Below are 24,601 nucleotides of genomic sequence, written 5' to 3' on the forward strand. Positions count from 1 at the left end.
CCGCGGCCCTCGCGGCCCGAGCCCGCGTAGGCGCGCCGTGACGTTCCCCGCCAGCGCGTCCATGCCCTGCGTGAGCAGGTTGGTGAGCACGCCGGCGCCGACCCGCCCGGCGGTCTCGAACGTGCCCGGGTTGCCGCTGCTGGTGAGCCACAGCGGTATCTCCGTTTGCACCGGCCGCGGGTAGACCCGGCGCTCCGTCTCCGCGTCGATGGGCTCGCCCCGCCAGAGCCGTCGCAGCGTCTCGACGGCGGCGACGGTGCGCTCCCTGCGATCGGCGTACGCGTCGGGGTCGAAGGCGAAGTCCTCGGGGTTCCAGCCGGAGGCGAGCGCGACGCCGGCCCGGCCGTGCGAGAGGTTGTCCACGACGGCCCATTCCTCGGCCACCCGTACCGGATGGTGCAGCGGCAGCACCACGCTGCCCGCCCGCACCTGCACCCGTGAGGTCACGGCGGCCACTGCCGCGCCGGTCACCGACGGGTTCGGGAACAGGCCGCCGAACCGGTGGAAGTGCCGCTCGGGCGTCCAGACGGCGGTGGGTCCGTGCTCGTCCGCGTAACGGGCGCCCTCCATCAGGAGGCGGTAGCGATCGCTCACGCCAGCAATCGGCGACCCCTCGGACCAACGACGACAAGTGGCTCCGGAGCTCCGGAATGCACAACGCGCCCCGGTGCTACCGTCCGAACGTGCTTGAGGCGGAGGACTGATGGAGAGCATCACCAAGAACCGGCAGCCAGTCGACGCGCTGCGCGCCATGGTCGCCCGGGCCTACGGCCCCGACCAGGTGTGCGACGCGGACGAGGACTGGGTCGGCGAACTGAGCGACGGCTGGTTCAACGTCGCCTACCGGATCCGGCTGCGATCCGGCGCGCGGACCGTCCTCAAGATCGCGCCGCCGCCGCACGTCGACGTGATGACGTACGAACGCGGCGCCATGGCGACGGAACTGGCCGCCCTGCGCCTGGTGCGGGACCACACCCGAGTCCCCGTACCCTCCGTCGACTTCGCCGACCGGACGCACGAACTGTGCGACGCCGACTACTTCTTCATGACGTACGTCGACGCCGACAACCTCAACACCGTACGGGACACCCTCTCCCAGCCGCAGATCGACGCCTACGACGAAGCCATCGGCGCCGTCACCCGCGAGCTCAACACGATCCCCGGCGCCGCCTTCGGCCCGCTCGCCGGCCCCGGCGAGAAGACCTGGCGCGCCGCCTTCCTGGGGATGGCCGAGGCGCTGCTCGGCGACGGCGAGCGACGCGGGGTCGACCTGCGCCACGGCTACGACACGATCCGCGCGGTCCTGGCCGCCCACGCCCACGCACTGGACGAGGTGACCGAACCCCGCTTCGTCGAATGGGACCTGTGGCCGGGCAACGTCATGGTCCGCGACGGCCGCATCGCCGCCGTCCTCGACCACGAACGGGCCTTCTACGGCGACCCCTTGATGGAGTTCGGCTTCGCCGGCCTCGAATCGGGCACGTACGGGGACCCGACCGCCTTCGTCCGCGGCTACGGCCGCCCTTCCTTCACCGCGACCGAACGAACCCGCCGGCGGCTGTACAACCTGCACCTCGCCCTCGTCCAGATCATCGAGACGACGTTCAGGGCCCACACCACCACCGAGCAGTACGACTGGGCCTGCGACCGACTGCGGGAGACCCTGGCGCTGCTCGGCCGGTGATCGCCTGGCGCACCGCGCCTTCCGCACCGCCGGGGAACGACCCTTCCCACGCGCGGTGTCCGCCGTCGTCGGTCTACCGCACGCCCTGGTCACCTCGGCCGACGAGGCCCTCGCGCAGGCCCGGATGAACGTGGCGGGGCTGCCGATGCCGGCGGTCCGCGTCACCGCGGGGCAGGTCGGTGCGGGCAAGCCCGCCCCGGAGGGCTACCTGAAGGCCGCCGCGTTTCCGGGTGTCGCCCCGGCGGACTGCGTGGTCCTGGAGGACTCCGAGGTGGGCATACGAGCGGGCCGGGCCGCCGGGACGGCCGTGATGGGCGTCGGCCGGCGCGCGGCGGCGTCCGCTCCGGACGTCCATGGGGCCGGCCTGACCCGGTTGGGGGTCGAGCCGGGCACGGACGGGACGGTCCGCCTGCGCGTCGTGGACTGACGTACGGGCGGCGTGACGCCCCACCGCACGGGGCTCGTACGCGAGCCGCGGGAGCAGGCCGGGGCGGTACGGGTCGACGCGGCGCGCAGCACCTGGGGGGAACGCCCGGACGAAGGTCGCCGGCGGAGTCCTGGACTCCTTCCTCGTACGATCTCGGGAACACGGATGCCGAGTCCGGCCGCGGTCGACGTCGGGTCACCACTGGGCGATGAGCGGTGTGTCCGGTTCGTGCCGCCGCCAGGCTTCGGTGAGGCGTGAGAGGCGGCTGGGGGCGGCGATGCCGCGCACGGTGGCGATCTTTCCGCCCGCGAGGTCGAACGTCACGGAGCCGACGACCTGATCGCCGACCACGGCGAGGAGGGCGGGGGTGCCGTTCACGACCGCGTAGTGCATGGCGGGCGTGCCGCCGGCCAGGCGCCGCTTCGCGGGGCTGGGTTTGAATCCGGCCCGCGCGACGGCGGCGACGCGCTGCGGGGTGTCGAACCGCAGCAGCTTCTCGGCCAGGCCTGCGCCGTCGGAGATCGCGACCACGTCATCGGTGAGCAGCGCCACCAGCCGTTCGGTGCGCCCCGAGGAGGCGGCGGCGAGGAATTCCTCGACGACCCTGCGGGCGGACGCGGCGTCGACCTCGCCGCCGCGGCGGCGGGCGGCCGTGACCCGCTGCCGGGCCCGGTGGAGGTGCTGCTGGCTCGCGGACTCGCTGATGTCGAGGATCTCGGCGATCTCGGCGTGACCGTGGTCGAATGCCTCGCGCAGGACGTAGACAGCCCGCTCAAGGGGCGAGAGGCGCTCCATGAGGGTCAGTACGGCCAGCGATACCGATTCGCGCTGCAAGAAGGTGTCGGCGGGACCGAGCATCGGGTCGCCGTCGAGGAGCGGTTCGGGCAGCCAGGCGCCGACGGCGCGTTCGCGGCGGGCCTGTGCCGAACGGAGCCGGTCGAGGCACAGGTTGGTGACGACCTTGGTCAGCCATGCCTCCGGCACCCTGATCTGCTGCCGGTCGGCGGCCTGCCAGTGCAGGAAAGCGTCCTGCACGGCGTCCTCGGCGTCGACGGCGGAGCCGAGGAGCCGGTACGCCAGCGAGGCCAGTCGGCTCCGGCCGGCCTCGAATCGATCGGTGTCGAAGCGATCAGTGGCGGTGCTGTCCACGCGAACCACCCTAGAGGATCTTGCGGAAGGGGATGAGGGACTCAGGCCGTTGCACGGACGGTCGCTTCCTCGACGGTGTCGGCGGTGGGGCGGGTGCGCAGGCCGCCGGCCAGGCACAGCACCAGTCCGAGCGTGAGCCAGGCCGTCAGGACGGTGGCGGAGACGGTGGCACCGCGTGCGTCGAAGAAGGCGGTGGAGCGCAGCAGTTGGCCACCGGCTCCGGGCGGCAGCAGCTGGCCGAGGGCGCCGGAACGGCCGGGCAGCATCTCGGGTGCGGTCGCGGTGCCCGACAGGGGGTTGCCGATGAGCATCATGGTGGCTGCGCCGAGGCCGAAGCCGACGTACCCGAGCAGTGACATGAGACCGAGGATGCTCAGGGAGGTGGCCGCGAGCGTCAGGGCGACGGCGCCGCTGTCGGCCCAGTAGGAGCCGTCGAGTGAGCCGAGCCAGAACCGCAGGATCGCCGCCACGGCGAGTCCGCCGGTGACGGCGAAGGCGAGTGCTCCGGTGACGCGGCGGGCGCTGCCGCGAACGAGCCTGGTCAGGACGAGGGCGGCGAGCAGACCGCCCATGACCAGCGGCAGGGCTCCGGCGGTCAGTCCGGCACCGCGCGGGTCGTCGGCCGGCAGCGGGACGAGGTCGCGGACGGTGACCGCCGGGCCGGTTCCCCGTCCCTGACCGAGGCCGGCCGCGACGCTGTTCAGGGTCTGGGCGACGGCGGTGCTCGCGGCGGACGCGGTGACGACCTGCGGGGTGCCGGAGCTCAGGTCGATCGCCCCGTACACCTCCCGCTCGCGGATCATCCTCTCGGCACCGGCGGTGTCGGCGACCCGGGTGACCTCGAAGCCGTCGGGAAGCCGCTGGTCGAGTACGGAGGTGAGTTGTTCGACGGCAGGAGCGGGCCCGACGACGGCGATCGGCACGTCGTGCACCGATGAGCGGACCGACGGCCAGGCGAAGGCGGTGAGCAGCAGGCTGATGCTCACCGTGAGCAGGGCGGTCGCCCTGGCCACGGTCGACCAGGGCGAGGGCCTCATGTCTGCTGCCGGGGCGGCCTCGGTGGACACGGCTCGCACGGCTACGCCACCGCCGTCTCGGCGGACGACGCGACCGGTTCGGTGGTGAGGCGTTGCTTGCGCTTGGGCAGCCCGAAGGTCGGGTGCGAGGTGGCCCACAGCGACATCCGGACGATGCCGGCCTTGATCCGCGCGGCCTTCCGGCCTCCCGTGAACTTCGGCTTCGCCTGCCCTTCGCCGTCGACCATCTGCAGGATCCCGTCCCGTCGCCCGAGGCTGATGTGGTTGCCCACGTACTCCAGCTTGGTGTTCGCGACCGTGCGGCCGGTCAGGCGCCCCACGATCGCGTCCGTGGCCTGGCGGCCGGTGTAGCCGGCCGAGGCGCAGGACATCGGCAGCGGCCTGCCGTTGTCGCCGACGGCGTACGCGCTGTCGCCGACGGCGTAGACGTTCGGGTGCGAGACCGACTGCATGGTGCGGTCGACGACGATCCGATCGTTCTCGGTGACCTCGAGGCCGGCGGCGGTGGCGAGGGGTTCGACCACGAACCCGGCCGTCCACACGGTCGCGTCGGATGCCAGGACGGTCCCGTCGGCGCAGAGCACCCGCGCCGCCTCGACGGCTTCCACCTCGGCGTGCTCCCACACGGCGGTGCCCAGCCGGTCGCACGCCCGGCGCAGGTGGTCGCGGGCTCCTGCCGAGAGCCGGGCGCCGAGTTCGCCGCGGGCGACCAGGTCCACCGACAGGTCGGGCCGGGACTCGGCGATCTCGGTGGCGGTCTCGATGCCGGTCAACCCGTCACCGACGACCACCACACGCCCTCCGGCGCCCAGACCGGCCAGACGCTCGCGCAGGCGCAGCGCCGAGGGCCGGGCGGCGACGTCGAACGCGTGCTCGGCGACGCCGGGGACGCCGTGGTCGTCGCCGCGGCTGCCGAGCGCGTAGACGAGTGTGTCGTAGCCGAGTTCTCCACCGCCGGCGGCGTCGGCCACTGCGACGATCTGCCGCTCGGGGTCCACGGCGGTGACACGGGCCAGGCGCAGCCGGACCCCTGTGCCCGCGAAGACCTCGGCAAGCTTCGGGGCCTCGATCTCCTGGCCGGCCGCGAGCTGGTGCAGCCGCAGCCGCTGGACGAAGTCCGGCTCGGCGTTGACCACGGTGATCTCGATGTCCTCCGGGGACAGCCGACGGGCCAGGGTCCCGGCCACGTAGGCCCCGGCATAGCCGGCGCCGAGGACGACGATGCGGTGCTTCATCTCTTGCTCCTGTCGTTGTGCCTGCTCTCGGTGGCTTGAGCGGGGCAGCACTCCGATTCCTGACAGGAGTGAGATGTGACCTGCGTCACATGTCGGATCGGTGAAGCATTCCCCAGCGGCCGGCGGGAGCCCCTCCAGGACGTCAAGGGCAGAGGGCCGGGGGTGGTCAGAGCGGTGCGGTGGAGGTGCCGAAGAGGGAGTCGAACGAGTCGCCGTCGCGGCCGACGACGAGGCAGGACGCGGCCACCGGATCCCGGGGGAGCCGTACGAGCCGGGCCAGGGCGGCGGTCTCGGACGGCAGGGCGGCCGGGTCGAGACCGAGGGCACGGGCCGCGCGGTCGCGTCGCCGATCGAGATCGGGGAGATCCTCCCGGAGCTCGTCGGCGACCGAGCGGAGCTCCTCGGGGGTCCGGCCGGGTGCGTCCCGCCACCACGGCGCCACGAGACAGAGCCGTGCCGGCTCCGGCAGTCCGAGCGCGAGCGGGCAGGTGCGACGGGCCCGACCTGCGGGTTCGATCCGTTCACCCTGCCACTGTGAGCCTGGGCCGCTCGGAGCAGCGCCATGACCTTCAGGGGCACAGACCCCGCCCAACCCGACCCGGTCCCTCCCGGCCCCTCCAAGCCGTACCCAGCCCCACCCATCCCAATATTGCTCAGTACCGCTCACAAGAGCTATAAACACTTCAAGTTCACACATGATCCATGCAAGAAACGGACGGAAGATGAGCGTCGTCGCTCTGGAAATCGGCGGGGCGTACATCAAGGGCTGTGTGCTCGGGCCCGACGGTGTCCTGCGGGATCGCGAGCGCTGGTTCAGTCGCCCCGAGCGGGGGCCGGACGCCGTGCTGGAGACCGTGCTCGAATGCGCGGCCGCCCTCGCCCGTCGCAGTGGCGCGGTGGCGGCGGGGATCGTGGTGCCGGGTGTCGTGGACGACGCGTCCGGCAGCGCGGTGCGCGCGGGTGCGCTGGGGTGGCGGGGAGTCCCGGTGCGGGGGTGGGTCTCCGAGCATCTGGAGCTGCCCGTGGCCTTCGGGCACGACGTGCGGGCGGGCGGGCTCGCCGAGGCGAGGCTCGGTGCCGGCAGGGGCAGCCGGAACTTCCTGTTCGTGTCCGTCGGTACGGGGATCGGCGCGGCGTGGGTGCTCGACGGTCGGGTCGAGCCGGGGAGTCGGGGTGGAGGGGGCGAGATCGGGCACCTCGTGGTCCGGCCCGGCGGCGAGCCCTGCCACTGCGGCGGGCGGGGCTGCCTGGAGACGGTCGCCTCCTCCCCCGCGATCAGTCACCGGTACGCCCGGCTCACGAGGTGGCGCGGGGTCGGCGCGGGCGAGCTGTACCACCGCGCCGACGCGGGCGACGCGGTGGCCGGGGCCGTGTGCGCCGAGGCCGTGGAGGCGCTGGCCGCCACGCTCGCGACGGCCGTCACCGTGTACGCCCCCGAGCTCCTGGTCATCGGCGGAGAACTCGGGGACGCGGGCAGGGGGCGCCTCGCTCCGCTGCGGGAGGCGCTGGCCCGACGGCTGACCTTCCAGGCCGTGCCCGAGATCGTGCCGGCGGCCTTCGGGGATCGCTCGGGTTGCGTGGGAGCCGCCCTCCTGGCCCAGGAGCTGGGGAGCGGGGGTGCCGCCGCCTGACGGCCGTGGCGTCGGCGCCGTGCGTGGCCCGCGTGGCGTCGGCGCCGTGCGTGGTCCCCCGCCGACAGCGGCCGCGCTCTCCTACCCTCGCTGCGCCTGCTCCGCCATGAAGGCGTCGTCGGCGATGCGGCGCAGGGCCTTCGCAGGGGTTCCCTCGTCGGTCATGGCGCTGCCGATGGTCCTCTTGGTGCTGTCTCCCACGGCGCCCCAGGAGGTCTTGCCGACGGGGGGCAGGGTCGAGGTCGGCAGCTCGTGGAGGAATTCGCGGAGGTCGCGGTGGCGGTCGTCGGCCTCCATCTGCCGGGTGACGGAGACGGTGACCGGCAGCAGGTTGTTGCGTGCGGCGAACTCGCGGACGTTCTCGTCGCTGAAGAGGAAGTCGAGGAAGCTTCCGATCTCCTGGGCGTGGCCGTTGCGCTTGAACGCCATGACCCAGTCGACGACCGCGGGAGCGGCGTGGGACGTGCCGTCCCGGCCGGGCACGGGCACCTTGCCGACGTCGATGCCGGCGGCGCGCGCCGGCTGGAGCAGGGAGGGGTGGCCGTTGACCATGCCCACGTCGCCGCGTACGAACGCCGCGTAGGCGTCCTTGCGGTTGAGGCGTTCGGGCGGGACGGGACCCGTGAGTCCCGGCTTCACGAGGTTGTCCTTGACCCAGTTCAGGCTGTTGACGTTCTTCTGCGAGTCGATCTCGTAGGAGCCGTTGAGTCCGGTGTAGCCACCGCCGCCTCCGAGCATCCAGGCCATCGCCTCGATCTGTGCCTCCTCGGGACCTAAGGGCACCGCGACGGGGTACGCGATTCCGGTACGGCTCTTCAACCGCTCGGCCGCGGACTTCAGTTCGGCCCAGGTCGCCGGGGGCTGGTCGATGCCCGCGCGGGCGAACGCCGTCCGGTTGTAGAAGAGGAGCCGGGTGGAGGAGGTGAACGGCATGCCGTACTGGGTTCCCCGGTAGCGGCCCTCTTCGGCGAGGGCCGGCAGGAAGTTCGCCTCCACGGGGATCGAGAGCAGGCTGTCGGCGCGGTAGAGGTCGCCCCGTTCGGCGAACTCGGCGTAGGAGGCGATCTGGGCCATGTCGGGTGCCTTGCCGGCCTTGACCATGTCCGCCACCTGGCGGTCGATGCGGTCCCAGGAGACGATCTCCACTTCGATGTCGATCCCGGGGTGGGCCGACTCGTAGGCGCGGACGAGTTCGGCCCAGTACCGCTCGGTGCTGTCGGACCTCCCGGCGGCGACCTCGTAGTCGGCGGCCACGAGCCTCAGGGTGACGTCGCCGGAGGTGTTCGCGCAGCCTGCCGTCGCCGCGCAGAGCGCGAGAGCGGCGGCGGCCGCGGTCAGGGCGTGTCGGTGTTCGGGCACGGTTCTTCCCTCTGCTGTGTGCCACGGAAAGGCCCGCCTCCCCGCCGTTCGTAGGACGTGCGGCGGGGGGCGGGCCGGTGGCGGGTTACTTGACGGAGCCGGCGGTCAGGCCGGACACGACCTTGCGCTCGATGAGCGCGAAGAGGACGACGACGGGCACGATGGCGATGACCGAGCCGGCGAACAGGTAGTTCCACTGGACGGTGTAGTTGCCGATGAAGCTGTTGATGCCGACCGTGAGGGGCTGGTTCTCCGGAACGGTGGAGAGGGTCAGGCCCATGACGAACTCGTTCCAGGCCGCGATGAAGGTGAAGATCATCGCGGTGACGACTCCGGGCATCGCCAGCGGCAGGGTGATCCGCAGGAGCGCGCCGCCGCGTCCGAGGCCGTCGATCATGGCGGCTTCCTCGAGTGCCTCCGGGATCGAGGAGAAGTACGCGGTGAGGATCCAGATCGCGAAGGCCAGGTTGAAGGCCCCGTTGCAGAGGATCAGGGTCCAGACCGAGTTGAGCATGTCCAGTTGGTAGAACTCGCGGTAGAGGCCCACCAGCAGGGACGTCGGCTGGAACATCTGCGTGATGAGGACGAGCAGCAGGAAGAGCTTGCGGCCGCGGAACTTCGTGCGGGCCGTGTAGTACGCGGCGGGGATGGCGACCAGCAGGACGAGCAGGGTCGATCCGGCGGAGACGAGCAGGGTGACGCGGAGGTTGTCCCAGAGGTGGGACTCGCGCCACACGTCGATGAAGTTGGCCCACTCGAAGTCGCTCGGCAGGTAGGTGGCGTCCCGCAGTTCGTGCGCCGGCCGGAGGGCGGTGATCACCATCTCCAGGTACGGGAACAGGAACACCGCGGCCAGCAGCCACGCGGCTGCCGCGGTCAGCAGCGTGCGGGGGTCGACGGTCCGCGGGCGCCGGGTCCGCGGGGGCGCGGCGGGGCTTTCCGGGTGGGGGGTGGGGGCCGTGGCGCGTACGGCGGTGAGGGTGCGCTGCGTCATCGGGTCTCCTCCTGGTTCCAGCGGCTGGCCTTGAGGAAGAGGACGACCATGACCACGACGAGGGCGAAGTTGACGACGGACATCGCCGCGGACTGGCCGATGTCGGCGTTCTTCATCTGGTACATGAAGACCGTGGTGGTGGCGGTGTCGCTGTCCGGGCCGCCGCGGGTCATGCTCCAGATGATGGGGAACGAGTTGAAGACGTTGATCAGGTTGATCACCATGCCGACGAGCAGCGCCGGGCGCAGCAGCGGCAGGGTGATCCGCAGGTACGTCTGCCAGGTGCTCGTACCGTCGACCCTGGCCGCTTCGTAGACCTCGGTGGGGATGGTCTGGAGCCCGGCGAGCAGGGTGTACGTGGTGAAGGGCAGCGAGACGAAGACGGCGACGAACATCATCCACGGCCAGGCGGTGGACGGGTCGCCCAGCCAGTCCTTGGGGCCGTCGACGAGGCCGAGGTCCTTCATGAGGGTGTTGAGGACGCCGGAGGTCTGGTTGAGCATCCACTTGAAGCCGATCGCGGTCATCACGAGCGAGGCGGCCCACGGTGCGATGAGCGCCCAGCGGGTGACGCGGCGGCCGGGGAACTTCTGGTTGAACAGCTGGGCGAGGGCCAGGGAGACCACCATCGTGGTGGTGACCACGACGAGGGTCCACATGACGGTGGAGACGACGACCGAGGGCAGGGCCGGATCCTCGAACAGCTGCCGGTACTTGTCGGTTCCGGCCGAGCCGCGGACGAAGCCGCTGCTGCTGATCTTCAGGAACGAGGTGCGGACCATCTCGTAGACGGGCCAGAGCACGACGAGGACGATGAGCAGGGCCGCGGGGCCGATCCAGGGCAGCGGGCCGAGGCGGGCCAGGCCGCCCGGGCCCTTGCGGCCGGGGCGGGTGGCGGATGAGCTGGTGGACACGAGGGTGCCTTCCGTGACGGGGCGCGGGCCTACTGGTCGGCGACCGCCGCCTCGGCCTTCTTCTGGAGCTCTCCCAGCACCTTCGCGGGGTCGTTCACGGCGGTGCCGCCGCTCTTCTTGATCTCGGCGGAGACGGCGTCCCAGGTGGTGTCGCCTAGCGGGTAGAAGACGGCGTTCGGCAGCAGGGTGAAGAAGGGTTCGAGGTCCTTGTGCTTGCCGTTGGCGGTCATCTCCCGGAGCGTGTCCTCGGTGACCGGCATGAGGTTGTACGTCTCGTCGAACTTCAGCGTGTTCTCCTTGGAGTACGCGAAGTCGAGGAACTTGCGGACCTCTTCCTTGTGGCCGCCGTCCTTGAAGGCCATCATCCAGTCGGCGACGCCGAGCGTGGACGTGAGCGGTCCGGACTTGCCGGGGATGGGTGCGACGCCGTAGTCGACCTTGCCGTCCTTGGACATCTGGATGAGCGAGGGGTGGCCGTTGAGCATGGCGGTCTTGCCGGCCGCGAAGTCGGCGAAGGCGGTCTTGCGGTCGGTGGTGGCGGGGTTGGCGTAGGTCAGGCCGGGGTCGACGAGGTTCGCCTTCAGCCAGGAGAACGCCTCGACGTTGGCCTTGGCGTCGAGGGTGTAGCCGCCCTTGGCGTCCGTGTAGCCGCCGCCGTTTCCGAGCTCCCAGATCAGGGACTCGCCCTGTGCCTCCTCGGGGCCGAGGGGAAGGGCGTACGGGGTGACGCCGGGGACCTTGGCCTTGATCTTCTGGGCGGCGGCCTTGAGCTCGTCCCAGTTCTCGGGTGCCTCGGTGACGCCGGCCTCGGCGAAGACGTCCTTGTTGTAGAAGAAGGCGCGCGCGGACGAGACGAACGGAATGCCGTACTGTGTGCCGTCGACCTCTCCGGCCTTGGCGAAGCTGTCGATGAGGTTCTTCCGGGTCGACTCCGACAGCACCTCGTCGGCCTTGTACAGGAGGTCGTCGGCGACCTTGTCGGCGTAGCCGCCGGTCTGGAGGACGTCCGGCACGTTGCCGCTCTGGATCATGGTCTTGACCTGGGAGTCGATGTCGTTCCAGTTGATGACCTGGACGTCGACCTTGATCTTCGGGTTGGCGGCGGTGAAGCGGCGCGCCACGTCGTTCCAGTACGCCGTCGAGCTGTTCGACGCCTTGTCCCCGTAGTCCGCGGCGACGAGCTTCAGCGTCACCTCGCCGTTCGCCGAGTCGCCGCCGTCCTTGGTTCCGCCGCAGGCCGTGAGGGTGAGCACGCCTATGGTGCAGGCCGTCACGATCATCCGCTTGTCCATCGTCAGTACCGCCTTTGCATCTACCGGCCGCGGGACGGCGCGGCCGGTGGGGTGAACGAACGACAGCTGCTCGGAGCATGCATGAAGCTGACTGCTGCTCCATGCTTTCGCTCATGAACGAGCATCTGCTGTGGGCAAAGTAAACACGACGACGGGGCTCGGATACCAGGGGGCGTTACGCGAACGATGCCCAATCGCCCCGATGTCGGGCGCTCGGCACCCCGGGGAGCGGACGGCCGGGGCGCTCCGGCGCCGGACAGCACGACGCCCCCCGCGCATCCTGGTGCGCGGGGGGCGTCGTGCCGGGGCAAGTGCCGTCAGACGGTGATCACTTCGATGCCGGCCTCGGTGAGCCTGGCCACCGCGTCCGGGGCGATCCCGGAGTCGGTGACGAGGGTGTCGACGCGGTCGAGGCCGCAGATCCTGGCGAAGGCGCGCTTGCCCATCTTCGAGGAGTCGGCCACCAGGACGACCCTGCGGGCGCGCTCGGCGAAGAGCCTGCTGATGCTGGCCTCCTCCTCCTGGTGCGTCATGACCCCCAGCTTGGGGTCCACGCCGTCGGCACCCAGGACGGCGACGTCAAGCACCACCTCGTTCAGCACCCCTGCCGCCAGCGGCCCCACCAGTTCGTAGGACTGAGGCCTGGCCACGCCACCGGTCACCACGATCTTGAACTGCGGGCGGACCGCCAGCTCGCCGGCGATGTTCAGCGCGTTGGTCACCACGGTGTACAAGGGGCCGGACTGCCCCTCGCCCGGAGAACCGACGCCGCCACCCGTCTGCAGGGCCAGCGCGCGGGCCACCTCGGTGCTGGTCGTTCCCCCGTTGAGGCCGATGACGTCACCCGCGGTCAACAGGTCCGCCACTGCCCTGGCGATGCGCTGCTTCTCGGAGGCCCGGCGGGAGGACTTGTAGCGCAGCGGCAGCTCGTACGACACACCGTGCGCGATGGCCCCGCCGCGGGTGCGGACGAGGAGCCGCTGCTCGGCGAGCTCGTCGAGGTCCCGCCGAATGGTGGCGGGCGACACGTCGACGACGACGGCGGCCTGCTCCACGTCCAGCTTGCCCTCGACCGCCAACAGCTCGAGCAACCTGCTCCAACGCTCCTGCTTGGACATGTGCCGCAACCCTTCCCTGTCCCTGAGACGCCCCCACCGCACACTCCGAGCCTCGACGGCCCGACCGCCCGACGTCCGACCGTCGGACCATCGCACCGGTGAAGTGTGCGCGAAGTTGATCGTAGCGCGATGACATCGAGCACGGCCGTGGACCGGTTGCCACCGCTCGCGAAGAGCGCTCTCGGCCGAGCGACGCGCCACGGGCGATACCCCTCGGTAGCCGGTTCGAGCATCTAGCCTGATTGAATATGCTCGCTTTATGCTCTCAAAACGCAGAAGTAGTCATTTCAGGTGAGCTTCAGCTCAAGACGTCCTTCGCAGGAGCCCCCACACCATGATCGTCACCGTCACGCTCAACGCCGCCCTCGACGTCACCTGGGAGGTGTCCGACCTGCGGCCCCGTACGTCCCACCGCGTCCTCGCGGCGCACGAGCGGCCCGGCGGGAAGGGGATCAACGTCGCCCGGGTGCTCGCCTTCCTCGGGCACGCGCCGCTCGCCACCGGCCTGACGGGGGGACCCACCGGCCGCCTGATCCACGACGGCCTGCGGTCCACCGGGATCCGCACGTCCTTCGTCACCGTGGCGGGCGAGTCGCGGCGCACGGTCGGCATCGTCTCGCGCAACGACGGTGACGCCACCGTCTTCAACGGGCTGGGTCCGGACGTGACCGCCACCGAATGGGCTTCCTTCGTCGGGCACTTCGCCACCGCGGTGCGCGGCGCGAGCGTGGTCGTCCTGAGCGGGAGCACTCCCCCGGGGCTGCCCGCGGACGCCTATGCGGTCCTGATCCGGACCGCGGCCGCCGAAGGCGCGCTCACCGTCCTCGACGCCTCCGGACCCGCCCTGACCGCCGCCCTGGCGGCGGGGCCGGACGTGGTCAAGCCCAACGCGGCCGAGCTCGCGGAGGCGACCGGGTGCGACGACCCATGGGCGGCCGCCGCGGAGCTGCGGCGCCGCGGCGCGCGGACGGTCGTGGCATCGGCGGGGCCCGACGGGCTGCTGGCCGTCACCCCGAGCGGCGCGTGGCGGGCCGCCCCTCCCGAACTGCTCTCGGGCAATCCGACGGGCGCGGGGGACGCCTGCGTCGCCGCGATCGCGTCCGGCCTCGCCGCCCGCGCGGCCTGGCCGGACATCCTGCGCGAGGCGGTGGCCCTCTCGGCCGCGGCCGTGCCGTGCGCGGTCGCCGGCGAGGTCGACGCCTCGGTCTACGCGCAGTTCCGGCAACAGGTCCGTGTGGACGAGCTCGTGCCGGCGCGACGCCGGGACGCCACGGCTTCGACGGCCTGCACGACCCGGACCGCCCCCGCAACCTGACCCGCTCCGTGGTCCTCGACGGCCTCGGAGCCTGAGCTCCACCGCCACCGCCCAGGTCCGGCGGGCGCGTGAGGACACCGCCGTCCGCACGCGCCCGCCGCCACCTCCGCCCTCCTCCGCCTCCGTCACCCCTTCATGGAGAACCCCATGCCCCTGACCCCCACGGACGACATCGTCGGGCCCGCACGCGCCGCGAACACCGGTGTCGGCGCGTTCAACGTCGTACAGATCGAGCACGCCGAGGCGATCGTCACCGGAGCCGAGCGGGCCGGCCTGCCGGTCATCCTGCAGATCAGCGAGAACACCGCCCGGTACCACGGCGCCCTCGCCCCCATCGCCCTGGCCACGCTGCGGATAGCGGGGGCCGCCGCGGTTCCGGTGGCGGTCCACCTGGATCACGCCGAGTCCGCCGAACTCGTCCAGGAGGCCGTCGACCTCGGTTTCACCTCGGTCATGTTCGACGCCTCGAAGCTGCCGTACAAGGCGAACGTCGCCGCCACCCGCATGATCACCGACCACTGCCACCGGGCGGACGTCTGGGTCGAGGCGGAGCTCGGCGAGGTCGGCGGCAAGGACGGCGCCCACGCACCCCACGTCCGTACGGACCCGGACGAGGCGTGCGCGTTCGCCGCCGCGACGGCGGTGGACGCGCTCGCCGTCGCCGTGGGCAGCTCGCACGCCATGATCATCCGGGACGCCGTGCTCGACCTCGACCTCATCGCGCGCCTGAGGGACTCCCTGGACGTCCCCCTCGTCCTGCACGGCTCCTCCGGCGTCGACGACGCGGACCTCGAGAAGGCCGTCGCCGCGGGGATGACGAAGGTGAACATCTCCACCCACCTCAACCAGCTCTTCACCCGCACGATCAGGGACCGGCTCCAGGCCGCCCCGGCTGCCGCCGACCCGCGCGGGTACCTGGGTCCGGCGCGCGAGGCGGTGGCCGCGGAGGTGGCACGGCTGCTGCGCGTCCTCGCGGGCCGCTGACCCGCGGGGAAACGCACAGCGAGGAGGGCCCGGCCGGGGACGCGGCCGGGCCCTCCTCGCTGTGCCGGCGACGCGACGGGCCGACGCGGGCCCCGCCGAGCCCCGCGGGGACTCCCCGGTCCACGGCGGGGCCGCGGACCGGGGAGTCCCGCTCGTCGCACCGCCGGGCGGTCAGAGTCGGCGTGTCATCCGATGGTCCAGCGCTGCAACGCCGATCCGCTGTCGGGCTGTTGGGAGACGAGTGCGCCGTTGGCCGTCGAGGCCGTGGTCAGCAGCAGGCCGCTCTTGACCGAGGCCAGGGTGTGGGTGCCGCCGGCGACGGGCGTGATCCGCCACCGCTGGTTGGTTCCGCCGGTGCACGTCCACTGGACGACGGCGGCTCCAGCGGACAGGGAACCGCCGCTGACGTCGGCGCAGAGCCCGGAGGCGATGTTGACCAGGGTGTAGGAGCCGTCCGACTGCTCGGTGAGGGTCCACTTCTGGTTGTTCCCGCCGTGCAGGGCCCAGGTGGTGAGCCGCGTGCCCGGGGAGGTGGAGCTGCCGGGGACGTCCAGGGCCCGGGTGCCGGAGGCGAGCGTGTGGACGCCGTTCAGGCTGCCGCCGGAAGGGCTCGTCCAGGGGACGTCGGGCGCGGCGTAGTAGCCGATTCCCGCCGCGGTCCAGCGCGGTCCGTGGGTCCCCAGCCGGCGGCTGAAGTCGGTCCAGTCGTGGGTGGACTGCGGCGACCAGCCGATCTCGGCGATGGCGGGCAGGCGCGGGAAGGTCATGTACTCGGCGTACACGTACGGCTCGGGGAACTGGCTGGTGGACTGGGGCAGGTCCTGGCTTCCCGCGTACGCGCGGTCGGCCCACAGGGCCGCTTCGACGCCGGCGATCCGGTCGGCCGGGACGAGCGAGCCGGTGCCGTTGGGCTTGGCCGTCGAGGTGGAGGGGTCCCAGTCGTAGGCCTTGCTCACCGGGACGTAGCCCTGCCAGGAGAGCCCGTACGGCGTCGACGCGTCGTACTTCATGTCGAGGTACGCGTGGTCCGAGGGGGACATCACGAACCGGGCGTTCTGCTGGACGGCGTTGCGGACGAACCGCACGTCCTCCGTCTCGCCGGAGGTGCCGATGCTGGCCCGGTCGTCGGCGTCGCCCCACCACTGCATGACGCTGTTCGCGGGGATGGTGGACTGTCCGAGCTGGTGCCACGCCATCACGGTCTTGCCCCGCGCCGTCGCGGCCGAGGTGGCGGCGGACACGTAGGCGTCGTACTGGGACGCGGTGGCCTGCGGCGTCTCGTCGCCGCCGAGGTGGACGTACGGGCCGGGCGTCATCGCCGCCACGGTGTCGATGACGGTGGTGAGGAAGCCGCTGACGTTGGATACGTGCTGGGCGTCGCTCAGGCAGTAGAGGCTGATGCCCACCTCGAAGCCGGAGTACGGCTTGATCGCCTTGTTGTCGCAGTTGAGGTTCGCGACGGACGCCAGCGCGGCGCTGGTGTGACCGGGGCCGTCGATCTCGGGGACGACGGTCATGAAGCGGGACTTGGCGTAGGCCACGATCTCCTGGTACTCCGCGGCGGTGTAGTACCAGGACGTCCCGCCGGTGAAGCCGCTCTGCGTGCTCGCACCGACCGTGGTGAGGCTCGGTATTGCCCCGATCGCGATGCGCCAGCCCTGGTCGTCCGTCAGGTGCAGGTGCAGGGTGTTGATCTTGTAGGCCGCGGCCTGGTCGATGTACTTCTTGAGCTGGGACATCGGGAAGTAGCGCCGGGCCACGTCCACCATGACGCCCCGGTAGGCGTACCGGGGCGTGTCCGAGATCTGGACGGGGGCTACGGTCCAGGGGCCGGGCTTGACCGTGGTGGACTCGACCGCCGCCGGAAGGAGTTGACGCAGGGTCTGCACTCCGCGGAAGAGGCCCTGCGCTCCGTGCGCGGTCACCGTCACGCCGGTGCTGGTCGACGACAGGGTGTAGCCCTCGGCGCCGAGGCTCGACGGGCCGTTCGGGTCGAGGACGACGGCCTGGCCGCCGGACGGGGCGGTCTGCGTCACCGGCAGGGTGTAGCCGGTCGCCGGGGCGAGCAGACCCGCGAGGTAGGTGCCCACGCCCAGCGCGTCGGGATCGGCGGACGGGACGACGTTCACCGGAGTCTGCGCGGTGAGGGTGAAGCCGCCGCCGGTCAGGTTCGTCTGCGAGACGGGCTGGGGTACGACGGCCGGGGTGGTGGACTCGACGGCCGCCTGGCGCGGGGCGGCGGTCGCGGTGCCCGTCGCCGGCAGGGGCGCGGCGAGGGCGAGGGCGAGGGCTGCGAGAGCGGAGATGTTCGTTCTCCGCCTGCGCGACGAACGCATGGATGGCTCCTTCGCTGGAAGGGGCGCACGCCCGCGGGCGCGACGGAGCGCGCGCATCACGACGGGAGTGCGGTGACGACGGGGAGGGGCAGTTACGAGCATTGATCGTGCGCTGTTTTGCTCAATCAGGCCTACTGTCAAGCACTTTCGAACGAACCGTGGCAGCCACGGAGCGCGAGCGTCAAGGCTTACCGGGGCGTAGCTTCGTCGCGAGCGGGACTCGCCGTCGACTCCGGGGACAAAGCATGGGCATCCCGGCAGAACCCTTGCCGAGATGCCCATGTTTACGCAATCATCAAAGGTTGCAGTCGCCCTGCCTCCGCCCGTGGCTCCGTACCGCCCCGGGGCGGAGGGTCAGGAGGTGAGGGCGACCTGGTCGACCGTCCAGAAGGAGCTGTTGGTGCCCGTGTACTGGAAGGAGAGCCGGGCAGTGGTGGCGCCGGCCGGAACGGCGACGGTGAGCCGCTCGAAGGTGTTGACGTCGGCGCGGTAGGACTGCAGGAGCTGACGGGGGCCGCCGTCGAAGGAGATGTAGACGTCTCCGGTCTGTGGGCCGTCCACCCGGTAGTTCGTCGCGTACGAGACGGTCGCCGACGCACCGCCGGTCACGGCGTAGGCCGGGCTGACGAGGGTGGAGTCGAACTGGCCGACGCCGTGGGCCTTGTCGTCCCACTCGTCGGAGTCCGCGACGGCGAAGACGTTGCGCGCCCTCACGTTGGTCTCGCGGCCCTGGCCCAGTTCGGTGTTGCTCCAGAACTCGTCGGTGGCGAAGGACCAGCCGCGCCACTCGGTCACTCCGCCGGTGGGCATGGCCGAGTTGTCGATCGTCCAGCCGGTCGGCGCGGTGGTCGTCCAGCCCTTGAGGGTGGAGGGCAGGGCGAGCTCGTCGACCCGGGTGTTCAGCGAGGGCCGCAGGGCGTCGAAGGCGTCGGGCGCGAGGGTGCCGATCGGCTTGCCGTCGAGCTGCCACGCCGGGTCGGGGGTGACCCCGAAGTGGGAGAGGACGGTCGGGGCGACGTCGGTGACCTTGACGTCGTAGCGGACCGAGCCCGGGGTGAAGCCGGTCCCCTTGGCGATGACGAACGACTGGCGCTCGGCGGGGGTGTTGCCGCCGTGACCGCCTCCGGACTGGTGGCCGTGGTCGGCGGTGACGAGGATCTGCCAGTCCTCGTCGGCGTACGCGGCTCGGGAGGTGACGGCGTCGAGGATCCGGCCGATCTGGGTGTCGACGGTGTTCAGCGCGTCCAGGTAGGCCCGGTGCTCGGTGCCGTAGTAGTGGCCGGCCCCGTCGACGTCGTCGAGGTGGACGAAGGTGGCGTCCGCGTCGGTGGTCGTGAGCTTGGAGACGGCGGTCGTGGTGGTGTCCGCGTCGCTGACGCCTCCGAGGCGGGCGTCGACGCCGGGCCCGAAGACGGTGCTCGGGATCGGGCCCCAGGTGCCCACCACCAGGGTGTTGAGCGAGGAGCGGGCGCCTTCGAGGCGGGTGGCGTAGTCGGGGTAGAGGTCGTAGCGGGCGCCGGCGAAGCTGTTGTCGACGACCTTGTGCTTGTCGGGCCACGTGCCCGTGGCGATGGTCGACCAGCCGGGGCCCGAGGAGGTGGGGGCCATCGGGCTCGCGTAGAGGTTGGCGGTGGCGGTCATGCCGGCCGCCATGAGGCCCTTGACCCGCGGCATCTTCGCCTTGCCGAACTTGGCGAAGGTCGCACCGTCGATGCCGATCACGAGCGACTTGGGCCGCTTGGCGACCGCGGCGGCGGTCGACCCCTCCTTGGGGCCCGCGGCATGGGCGGAGGCGGCGAGCGGCAGCACGGCCACCGCGACGGTGCCCGCGAGGGCGGCGCGAACAGAACGGGACAGGCGCACGAAAGCTCCTTGGGAGGGAGGTGGTTGGGGTGCACGGCCGTCTCGGCCGGGCGTTGATGAGCCTGAGCCCAGCCAAGGGTCAACAGGTTTACTCAAAACTCATCGCAGGTGAACAGTCGACGACGTCTGGTTCAGACCCGTTATGGTCTTGTGATCATTCGAAGGCGACGCCCGTGGATGGACGAGTGCCCCGCCACCGTGAGGATGGAGGGGCACCCGGAAGGAGTCCCGCCGTCAGGCGATGACCCGGTCCCACTGCTGGTTCTGCCCGCCGTTGCAGGTCCACTGGTCGAGCTTGGCACCGTCGGCGTACGAGTAGTCGGCGACGTCCAGGCACTTGCCGCTCAGCCGGGCGACCAGCTGGCTGTAGCCGGCGTCACCCGTCGGCTCGACCTTCCAGTGCTGGGACTTCGCGGAGCCGCACGTGTTCTGGACGACCGGCGAGCCGTCCTCGAGGGGCGCTCCGCTCACTTCGAGGCACTTGCCGCTGTTGCGGGCCATGATCTGGACGTACCCGCTGGTACCGACGTTCTTGAACCAGTACTGCTGGTTGATGTCCCCGCCGCAGCCCCACTGGACGATCTGGGCGCCGTCCGCGGAGTCGAAGTTGGAGACGTCGGCGCACTTGCCGCTGCTGCGGACCGACAGCGTCTCCCAGATCACGTTCATGCCGGTCACCTTGCCGGCGGCGGCATCGATGGTGATCTTGGGCGAGTAGTCCATGGTCATGGTGGTCTTGGTGGGGAACTTCAGCGGGAGCCAGACGTACTGGGAGTCCTGGACCATGCCACCCATGGAGTTGCCCCACCGGTCACCCATGTAGAGGTAGCTCGTCCCGCTGGTCCCCTGCACCGGGAGGACGAAGGCGGTCTGGCTGCGGTAGGTGGTGGAGTTGCCGACGTCCTTCAGGCCGCTCCAGCTGCCGGTGACGCTCGTGGAGGTGGCGTACTTCTGCTGGTTGGGCGCCCAGCCCGTGGCACCGGAGGTGAGCAGGAAGTACACGCCGTTGCGCTTGAACATCGCGGGGGCCTCCCGCGACTGGCCCGCCCACAGCTTCTGCACCCGGGCGTCGATGCCCGTGTAGTCGGCGGTGAGCCGGTACACGTGCAGATCGGCGTTCTCGTTGGCCGCGGAGATCATGTAGCCCGTGCCGTCGGTGTCGACGAAGGTCGTGATGTCCCGCGACATGTGGCCCAGCGGACGGAAGCTGCCACGCCAGGAGTAGTCACCGTCCACGGTCGAGGAGACCGCCACGGCAGCACGCGCCTCGGAGTAGTCCGTGGCGCTCCCCTCCTTGTGCATCCACATCACGAACTGCCCGGTCGAAGCGTTGTACATGACCTTGGGCCGCTCGATGTTGGCGCCCTGGAGCTCCGGATCGGTCGCCTCGCTGAGCACGTGGTTGCGGAATTCCCACGTCTTCAGATCCGTCGAACGGTAGACCGACACGTACCGGAAGCTGTTGTCGGCGTTGCGGTCCTCGCCGAACCAGTAGTAGTACTCACCGACCTTGACGACCCCGCCGCCGTGGGCGTGCACGGGATTGCCCGCCGGATCGGTGAACTGGGTGGCGTTGGGAATGGGCACTGCCACGGCCTGAGCCGTGCCCACGGCACCGACGAGCGACAGGAGGAGGGCGGACAGAACGGCGAAGACCGTCGACGCCCCGGTTCTTTTACGCGACATGATCACTTGCCTCTTGCTGGGGGGACCGGCAGCGCGGGTCGGTCGTGCCGTCCGCGGCGAACGAGATGTGCCGGTGAGGGGGGTGGGTGTGCGAAGGGGGTGTGCGGAGTGGGGTGGTGCGAGGGGGGTGGGGTGATGCGGGTGGGGTGACTGGACGCATACCGAGGAGGTGTACGCGGAGGCGTGGCCGACCGGGCCCGAGGGTGCGGCGGTGGGGGGTCGGGGAACGCAGCCCGTGTGCGGAGGGAGGTGGCTGCCGTGTTACGGCCGCGTGTCGCCTCGTATTGTTTGCGTTAACGCGGGGTGTTGGGAAGAGTTTGAAAGCACGAAGTGGGCCTGTCAAGAGACCTCCCGGCGGCGCACACCCCGGCAGAAACCAGGACCTTCGCCGCCTTTCCGCCCCTGACGCCGTTACCGTTGGTTCGCTCGCCGATCGCCTTGGTAATCCATGGCCGAACATCGCTTTCCCCACCCGGTCCGATGCCGCCGCATTCGCGCCCGATCGTCGTACGACCCGACACCTTTCCCCCGCCATGCGGACACACCCGGGCCCCGACCCCCGGCGGGCACCCGCCTCGTGGCGACCCCTCGGCCGCACACCCCTTCGACCAGCACTTCCACACCCCCGGCTCTCGTGACGGAGCCGGCTGCGGCGATGGACACCTCCCGCGTCGGCATACCCTCCTACCTGCGGTAACCGGGTACCGGCGCGCCGTGTCACCGCCGCCGCGCACCCCGACCCCCTCCGCCCGCGCCTTTCGGCCAACCTCCGGGCCACCACTGACGTGTTCACGCAAACATGTCAGACTCCTTCGCGCCGGAAGCAGGGCTACCGTTCCCAACTCCCTTGCTTTTGGCTGTAGTTGACACCCCCACAGCACGGTCAGCTCCTCCCCCGGGCGGACCACATCCGGTCCGCCCGGGCCACTCCGGTCGGCGTACCACGCCGGCCCCGCACCTGGAGTCCCGTTGAGACCCTCCCTCCGCAAGGCGCTCGCCGCCGGCGCCCTCACCACGGGCGCAGCGATGCTCACCGTCAGCCTCCCCGCCACCGGCGTCGCCGCGACCCCCACCGCACCACCCCCCACGGCCGCCCCACCCGCCACGGTCGCTCCCGCCGCTCCGCAGCCCCGTGCGGGCGCCTCCGCCGTCGCGCTGAGCCCCGCCCGCCACGCCGCCCTGCTCGCCGAGGCCCGTACGGGACAGAAGGCGACGGCCGAGAAGATCGGGCTGGGCGACCAGGAAGCGCTCATACCGACGGCCGTCCAGAAGGACGCCGACGGCACGTTGCACACCCGCTACGAGCGCACCTTCGCGGGGCTGCCCGTCCTCGGCGGCGACCTGGTGGTCCACACGGCTCCCGCCGGGGCCGTGAAGGGCGTCACCAAGGCGACCCGTGCCTCCGTCTCCGTACCGTCCACCACGGCCCGGGTGACGGCCGCCGCCGCGAAGTCCCACGCCGTCGGCCGCGCCGCGACCGACGGTGCCAGGGCGCCCGAGGCCGAATCGGCCCGCAAGGTGGTGTGGGCCGCCTCCGGCGTTCCCACCCTGGCCTGGGAGACGGTCGTCGGCGGCCTGCAGAAGGACGGCACCCCCTCCGAGCTGCACGTCGTCACCGACGCGAAGACCGGCGGCACGCTCTTCGCGTACCAGGCCGTCATGAACGGAACGGGGCACAGCCAGTACGCCGGCCAGGTCACCCTCGGGACGTCGGGATCCCCCGGCTCCTACCTCCTCCAGGACCCCACCCGAGGCGGCGCCAGGACGACCGACATGGCCCACAGCTCCGAGGACGAAGGGCCCGAGACCCTCTTCACCGACGCCGACGACGTCTGGAGCGACGGCGCCCCGGGCAACAACCAGACCGCCGCGGTGGACGCCCACTACGGCGCCCAACTGACCTGGGACTACTTCAAGAACGTGCACGCACGCAACGGCATCAGGAACGACGGCGTCGCCGCCCGCAGCCGGGTCCACTACGGGAACTCGTACACCAACGCCTTCTGGTGGGACTACTGCTTCTGCATGACGTACGGCGACGGCGACTACAACACCAACCCGCTGACCTCCATCGACGTCGCCGCCCACGAGATGACGCACGGCATCACGTCGAGCACGGCGGGACTGCGCTACAGCGGCGAGTCCGGCGGTCTGAACGAGGCCACCTCCGACATCTTCGGCGCCGTGGTGGAGTTCTGGGCGAACAACCCGGCCGACCCCGGTGACTACCTGGAGGGCGACAAGCTCGACCTCAACGGCGACGGCACGCCGCTGCGCTACATGGACAAGCCCTCCAAGGACGGCGCCTCGGCCGACCACTGGTACCCGAACATCGACCTGATCGACGTGCACTACTCCTCCGGGCCCGCCAACCACTGGTTCTACCTGGCCTCCGAGGGCAGCGGTGCCAAGCTCCTCAACGGCGTCTCGTACAACTCGCCGACCTACGACGCCAAGCCGGTCAACCCGATCGGCCGCGAGGCCGCGGCGAAGATCTGGTACCGCGCCCTGACGACGTACATGACCTCGACCACCGACTACGCGGGAGCCCGGACCGCCACCCTCCAGGCCGCCGCCGACCTGTACGGAGCGAACGGCGTCGTCCACAACAACGTCGGCAACGCCTGGGCCGCCGTCAACGTCGGCTCCCGCATGACCCAGGGCGTCACGCTGACCAGCCCCGGTGACCAGGTGTCCACGACCACCGCGGCGGTCTCCCTCCAGGTCCAGGCCGTCACCGGCAACAGCGGCGCCGCGCTCACCTACACCGCCACCGGACTGCCCGCAGGCCTCACCCTCAACCCCTCGACCGGCAAGATCACCGGAACGCCCACCACCAACGGGTCCTCCGGCGTCACCCTCACCGTCAAGGACTCCACCGGCGCCCAGGACGTCGTCTCCTTCTCCTGGCTCGTGTACACCCCGGGCAACTGCACCACGACGCAACTGCTCGGCAACCCGGGCTTCGAGTCGGGCCCGACCGTCTGGAAGCTGGGCGGCTACTCGCCCATGATCACCGACGGCGTCTCGTGGCTCCCCGCCCGCACCGGATCGTGGAAGGCCCTGCTCGGCGGCAACGGCAGCACGGCCACCGAAACGGCGGCCCAGACCGTGTACGTCCCCTACGGCTGCAAGGCCACCGCCACCTTCTGGCTGCACGTCATCACCAACGAGTCGCCCAAGACCACCATCCCCTACGACAAGCTCACCGTGGAGGCCAACGGCACCCCCCTCGCGACGTACTCCAACCTCAACGCGACCAGCGGCTACGTCCAGAAGACCGTCGACCTCGGCGCCGTCGCGGGCCAGTACGTCACCTTCAAGTTCACCGCCACCGAGGACCTGGCCGCCCCGACCTACTTCGTCCTCGACGACACCGCCCTCACCATCCATCCCTGACCTCCACCGGCACAGCACGAGGCCCGCTCCCCGCGGCGAATTCCAGAAGGGGGGCGGGCCTCCCGTCGGCGTTTCGGCCAACCGCCCTTCCTCGCACAGCCGTTGCGGGAAGCGGGTCGATGCCCTGGCCATGTTCCCTCCCCCGCTCCAACTCGGGCCTCCGCATCCGGCCGGAACA

General features: G+C 71.1%; 17 protein-coding genes and 2 pseudogenes. 6 read left to right on the plus strand and 13 right to left on the minus strand.

Annotation, left to right across the window (positions count from 1 at the left end; genetic code table 11):
• Positions 1-96: 96 nt before the first annotated feature.
• A pseudogene (locus ACIQFX_RS31185) lies at positions 97-753 on the minus strand (MupA/Atu3671 family FMN-dependent luciferase-like monooxygenase); the annotation flags it as partial.
• Here ACIQFX_RS31185 and ACIQFX_RS31190 point away from each other — a divergent pair.
• Positions 704-1,684, plus strand: coding sequence for a phosphotransferase family protein (locus ACIQFX_RS31190; RefSeq protein ID WP_402470167.1), 981 nt, complete (start codon positions 704-706; stop codon positions 1,682-1,684). The pseudogene ACIQFX_RS31185 and the gene ACIQFX_RS31190 sit on opposite strands and share 50 nt — an antisense overlap.
• A 46-nt stretch (positions 1,685-1,730) precedes the next feature.
• A pseudogene (locus ACIQFX_RS31195) lies at positions 1,731-2,111 on the plus strand (HAD-IA family hydrolase); the annotation flags it as partial.
• A gap of 195 nt (positions 2,112-2,306) precedes the next feature.
• On the opposite strand, the gene ACIQFX_RS31200 reads toward ACIQFX_RS31195, so the two are convergent.
• From ACIQFX_RS31200 to ACIQFX_RS31215, 4 genes are all read right to left on the minus strand, one after another.
• Complete coding sequence (locus ACIQFX_RS31200; RefSeq protein WP_402470168.1) at positions 2,307-3,260, minus strand: sigma-70 family RNA polymerase sigma factor; 954 nt, start codon at positions 3,258-3,260, stop codon at positions 2,307-2,309.
• A gap of 41 nt (positions 3,261-3,301) precedes the next feature.
• Positions 3,302-4,327, minus strand: a complete 1,026-nt coding sequence (locus ACIQFX_RS31205; protein WP_402470170.1) for an ABC transporter permease — start codon at positions 4,325-4,327, stop codon at positions 3,302-3,304.
• 11 nt (positions 4,328-4,338) lie between these two features.
• Positions 4,339-5,532, minus strand: coding sequence for an NAD(P)/FAD-dependent oxidoreductase (locus ACIQFX_RS31210; RefSeq protein ID WP_402470172.1), 1,194 nt, complete (start codon positions 5,530-5,532; stop codon positions 4,339-4,341).
• Between the two features lie 166 nt (positions 5,533-5,698).
• Positions 5,699-5,974 carry a hypothetical protein gene (locus tag ACIQFX_RS31215; RefSeq protein ID WP_402470174.1) on the minus strand — a complete coding sequence of 92 codons (276 nt, stop codon included), beginning with the start codon at positions 5,972-5,974 and terminating at the stop codon, positions 5,699-5,701.
• A gap of 280 nt (positions 5,975-6,254) precedes the next feature.
• Between ACIQFX_RS31215 and ACIQFX_RS31220 the strand changes: the two genes are divergently transcribed.
• Positions 6,255-7,163: an ROK family protein gene (locus tag ACIQFX_RS31220; protein ID WP_402470176.1), complete on the plus strand. Its 909-nt coding sequence runs from the start codon at positions 6,255-6,257 to the stop codon at positions 7,161-7,163.
• Positions 7,164-7,244: 81 nt separating this feature from the next.
• Here the strand turns inward: ACIQFX_RS31220 and ACIQFX_RS31225 are convergent, their stop codons facing one another.
• The 5 genes from ACIQFX_RS31225 to ACIQFX_RS31245 all read right to left on the minus strand — a co-directional run bounded on the left by ACIQFX_RS31225 (position 7,245) and on the right by ACIQFX_RS31245 (position 12,840).
• Positions 7,245-8,522, minus strand: coding sequence for an extracellular solute-binding protein (locus tag ACIQFX_RS31225; protein WP_402470178.1), 1,278 nt, complete (start codon positions 8,520-8,522; stop codon positions 7,245-7,247).
• Positions 8,523-8,607: 85 nt separating this feature from the next.
• On the minus strand, positions 8,608-9,516 hold the full coding sequence (locus ACIQFX_RS31230) for a carbohydrate ABC transporter permease (protein WP_402470180.1): 909 nt from the start codon (positions 9,514-9,516) through the stop codon (positions 8,608-8,610).
• Positions 9,513-10,430, minus strand: coding sequence for a carbohydrate ABC transporter permease (locus ACIQFX_RS31235; protein WP_402470182.1), 918 nt, complete (start codon positions 10,428-10,430; stop codon positions 9,513-9,515). The genes ACIQFX_RS31230 and ACIQFX_RS31235 overlap by 4 nt, the downstream gene beginning before the upstream one ends.
• A gap of 29 nt (positions 10,431-10,459) precedes the next feature.
• Positions 10,460-11,722 carry an extracellular solute-binding protein gene (locus ACIQFX_RS31240; RefSeq protein WP_402470184.1) on the minus strand — a complete coding sequence of 421 codons (1,263 nt, stop codon included), beginning with the start codon at positions 11,720-11,722 and terminating at the stop codon, positions 10,460-10,462.
• Between the two features lie 317 nt (positions 11,723-12,039).
• Positions 12,040-12,840, minus strand: a complete 801-nt coding sequence (locus ACIQFX_RS31245; protein ID WP_402470186.1) for a DeoR/GlpR family DNA-binding transcription regulator — start codon at positions 12,838-12,840, stop codon at positions 12,040-12,042.
• A 334-nt stretch (positions 12,841-13,174) separates the two neighbouring features.
• Between ACIQFX_RS31245 and ACIQFX_RS31250 the strand changes: the two genes are divergently transcribed.
• Together ACIQFX_RS31250 and ACIQFX_RS31255 are read left to right on the plus strand one after the other, a co-directional pair.
• Positions 13,175-14,155, plus strand: a complete 981-nt coding sequence (locus ACIQFX_RS31250) for a 1-phosphofructokinase family hexose kinase (RefSeq protein WP_402470188.1) — start codon at positions 13,175-13,177, stop codon at positions 14,153-14,155.
• A gap of 147 nt (positions 14,156-14,302) precedes the next feature.
• Positions 14,303-15,139 carry a ketose-bisphosphate aldolase gene (locus ACIQFX_RS31255; RefSeq protein ID WP_402470189.1) on the plus strand — a complete coding sequence of 279 codons (837 nt, stop codon included), beginning with the start codon at positions 14,303-14,305 and terminating at the stop codon, positions 15,137-15,139.
• A 185-nt stretch (positions 15,140-15,324) separates the two neighbouring features.
• Here the strand turns inward: ACIQFX_RS31255 and ACIQFX_RS31260 are convergent, their stop codons facing one another.
• From ACIQFX_RS31260 to ACIQFX_RS31270, 3 genes are all read right to left on the minus strand, one after another.
• Positions 15,325-17,475, minus strand: coding sequence for a family 20 glycosylhydrolase (locus tag ACIQFX_RS31260; RefSeq protein WP_402470191.1), 2,151 nt, complete (start codon positions 17,473-17,475; stop codon positions 15,325-15,327).
• A gap of 354 nt (positions 17,476-17,829) precedes the next feature.
• On the minus strand, positions 17,830-19,338 hold the full coding sequence (locus ACIQFX_RS31265; RefSeq protein ID WP_402470193.1) for an alkaline phosphatase family protein: 1,509 nt from the start codon (positions 19,336-19,338) through the stop codon (positions 17,830-17,832).
• 234 nt (positions 19,339-19,572) lie between these two features.
• Positions 19,573-21,024 (minus strand): RICIN domain-containing protein, encoded by a 1,452-nt coding sequence (locus tag ACIQFX_RS31270; protein WP_402470195.1) that lies wholly within the window; start codon positions 21,022-21,024, stop codon positions 19,573-19,575.
• 1,026 nt (positions 21,025-22,050) lie between these two features.
• Here ACIQFX_RS31270 and ACIQFX_RS31275 point away from each other — a divergent pair.
• Positions 22,051-24,423: a M4 family metallopeptidase gene (locus ACIQFX_RS31275; protein WP_402470330.1), complete on the plus strand. Its 2,373-nt coding sequence runs from the start codon at positions 22,051-22,053 to the stop codon at positions 24,421-24,423.
• The last annotated feature ends 178 nt before the right edge of the window (positions 24,424-24,601 follow it).

The sequence above is a fragment of the Streptomyces sp. NPDC093089 genome (assembly GCF_044754405.1).
Classification (GTDB): domain Bacteria; phylum Actinomycetota; class Actinomycetes; order Streptomycetales; family Streptomycetaceae; genus Streptomyces.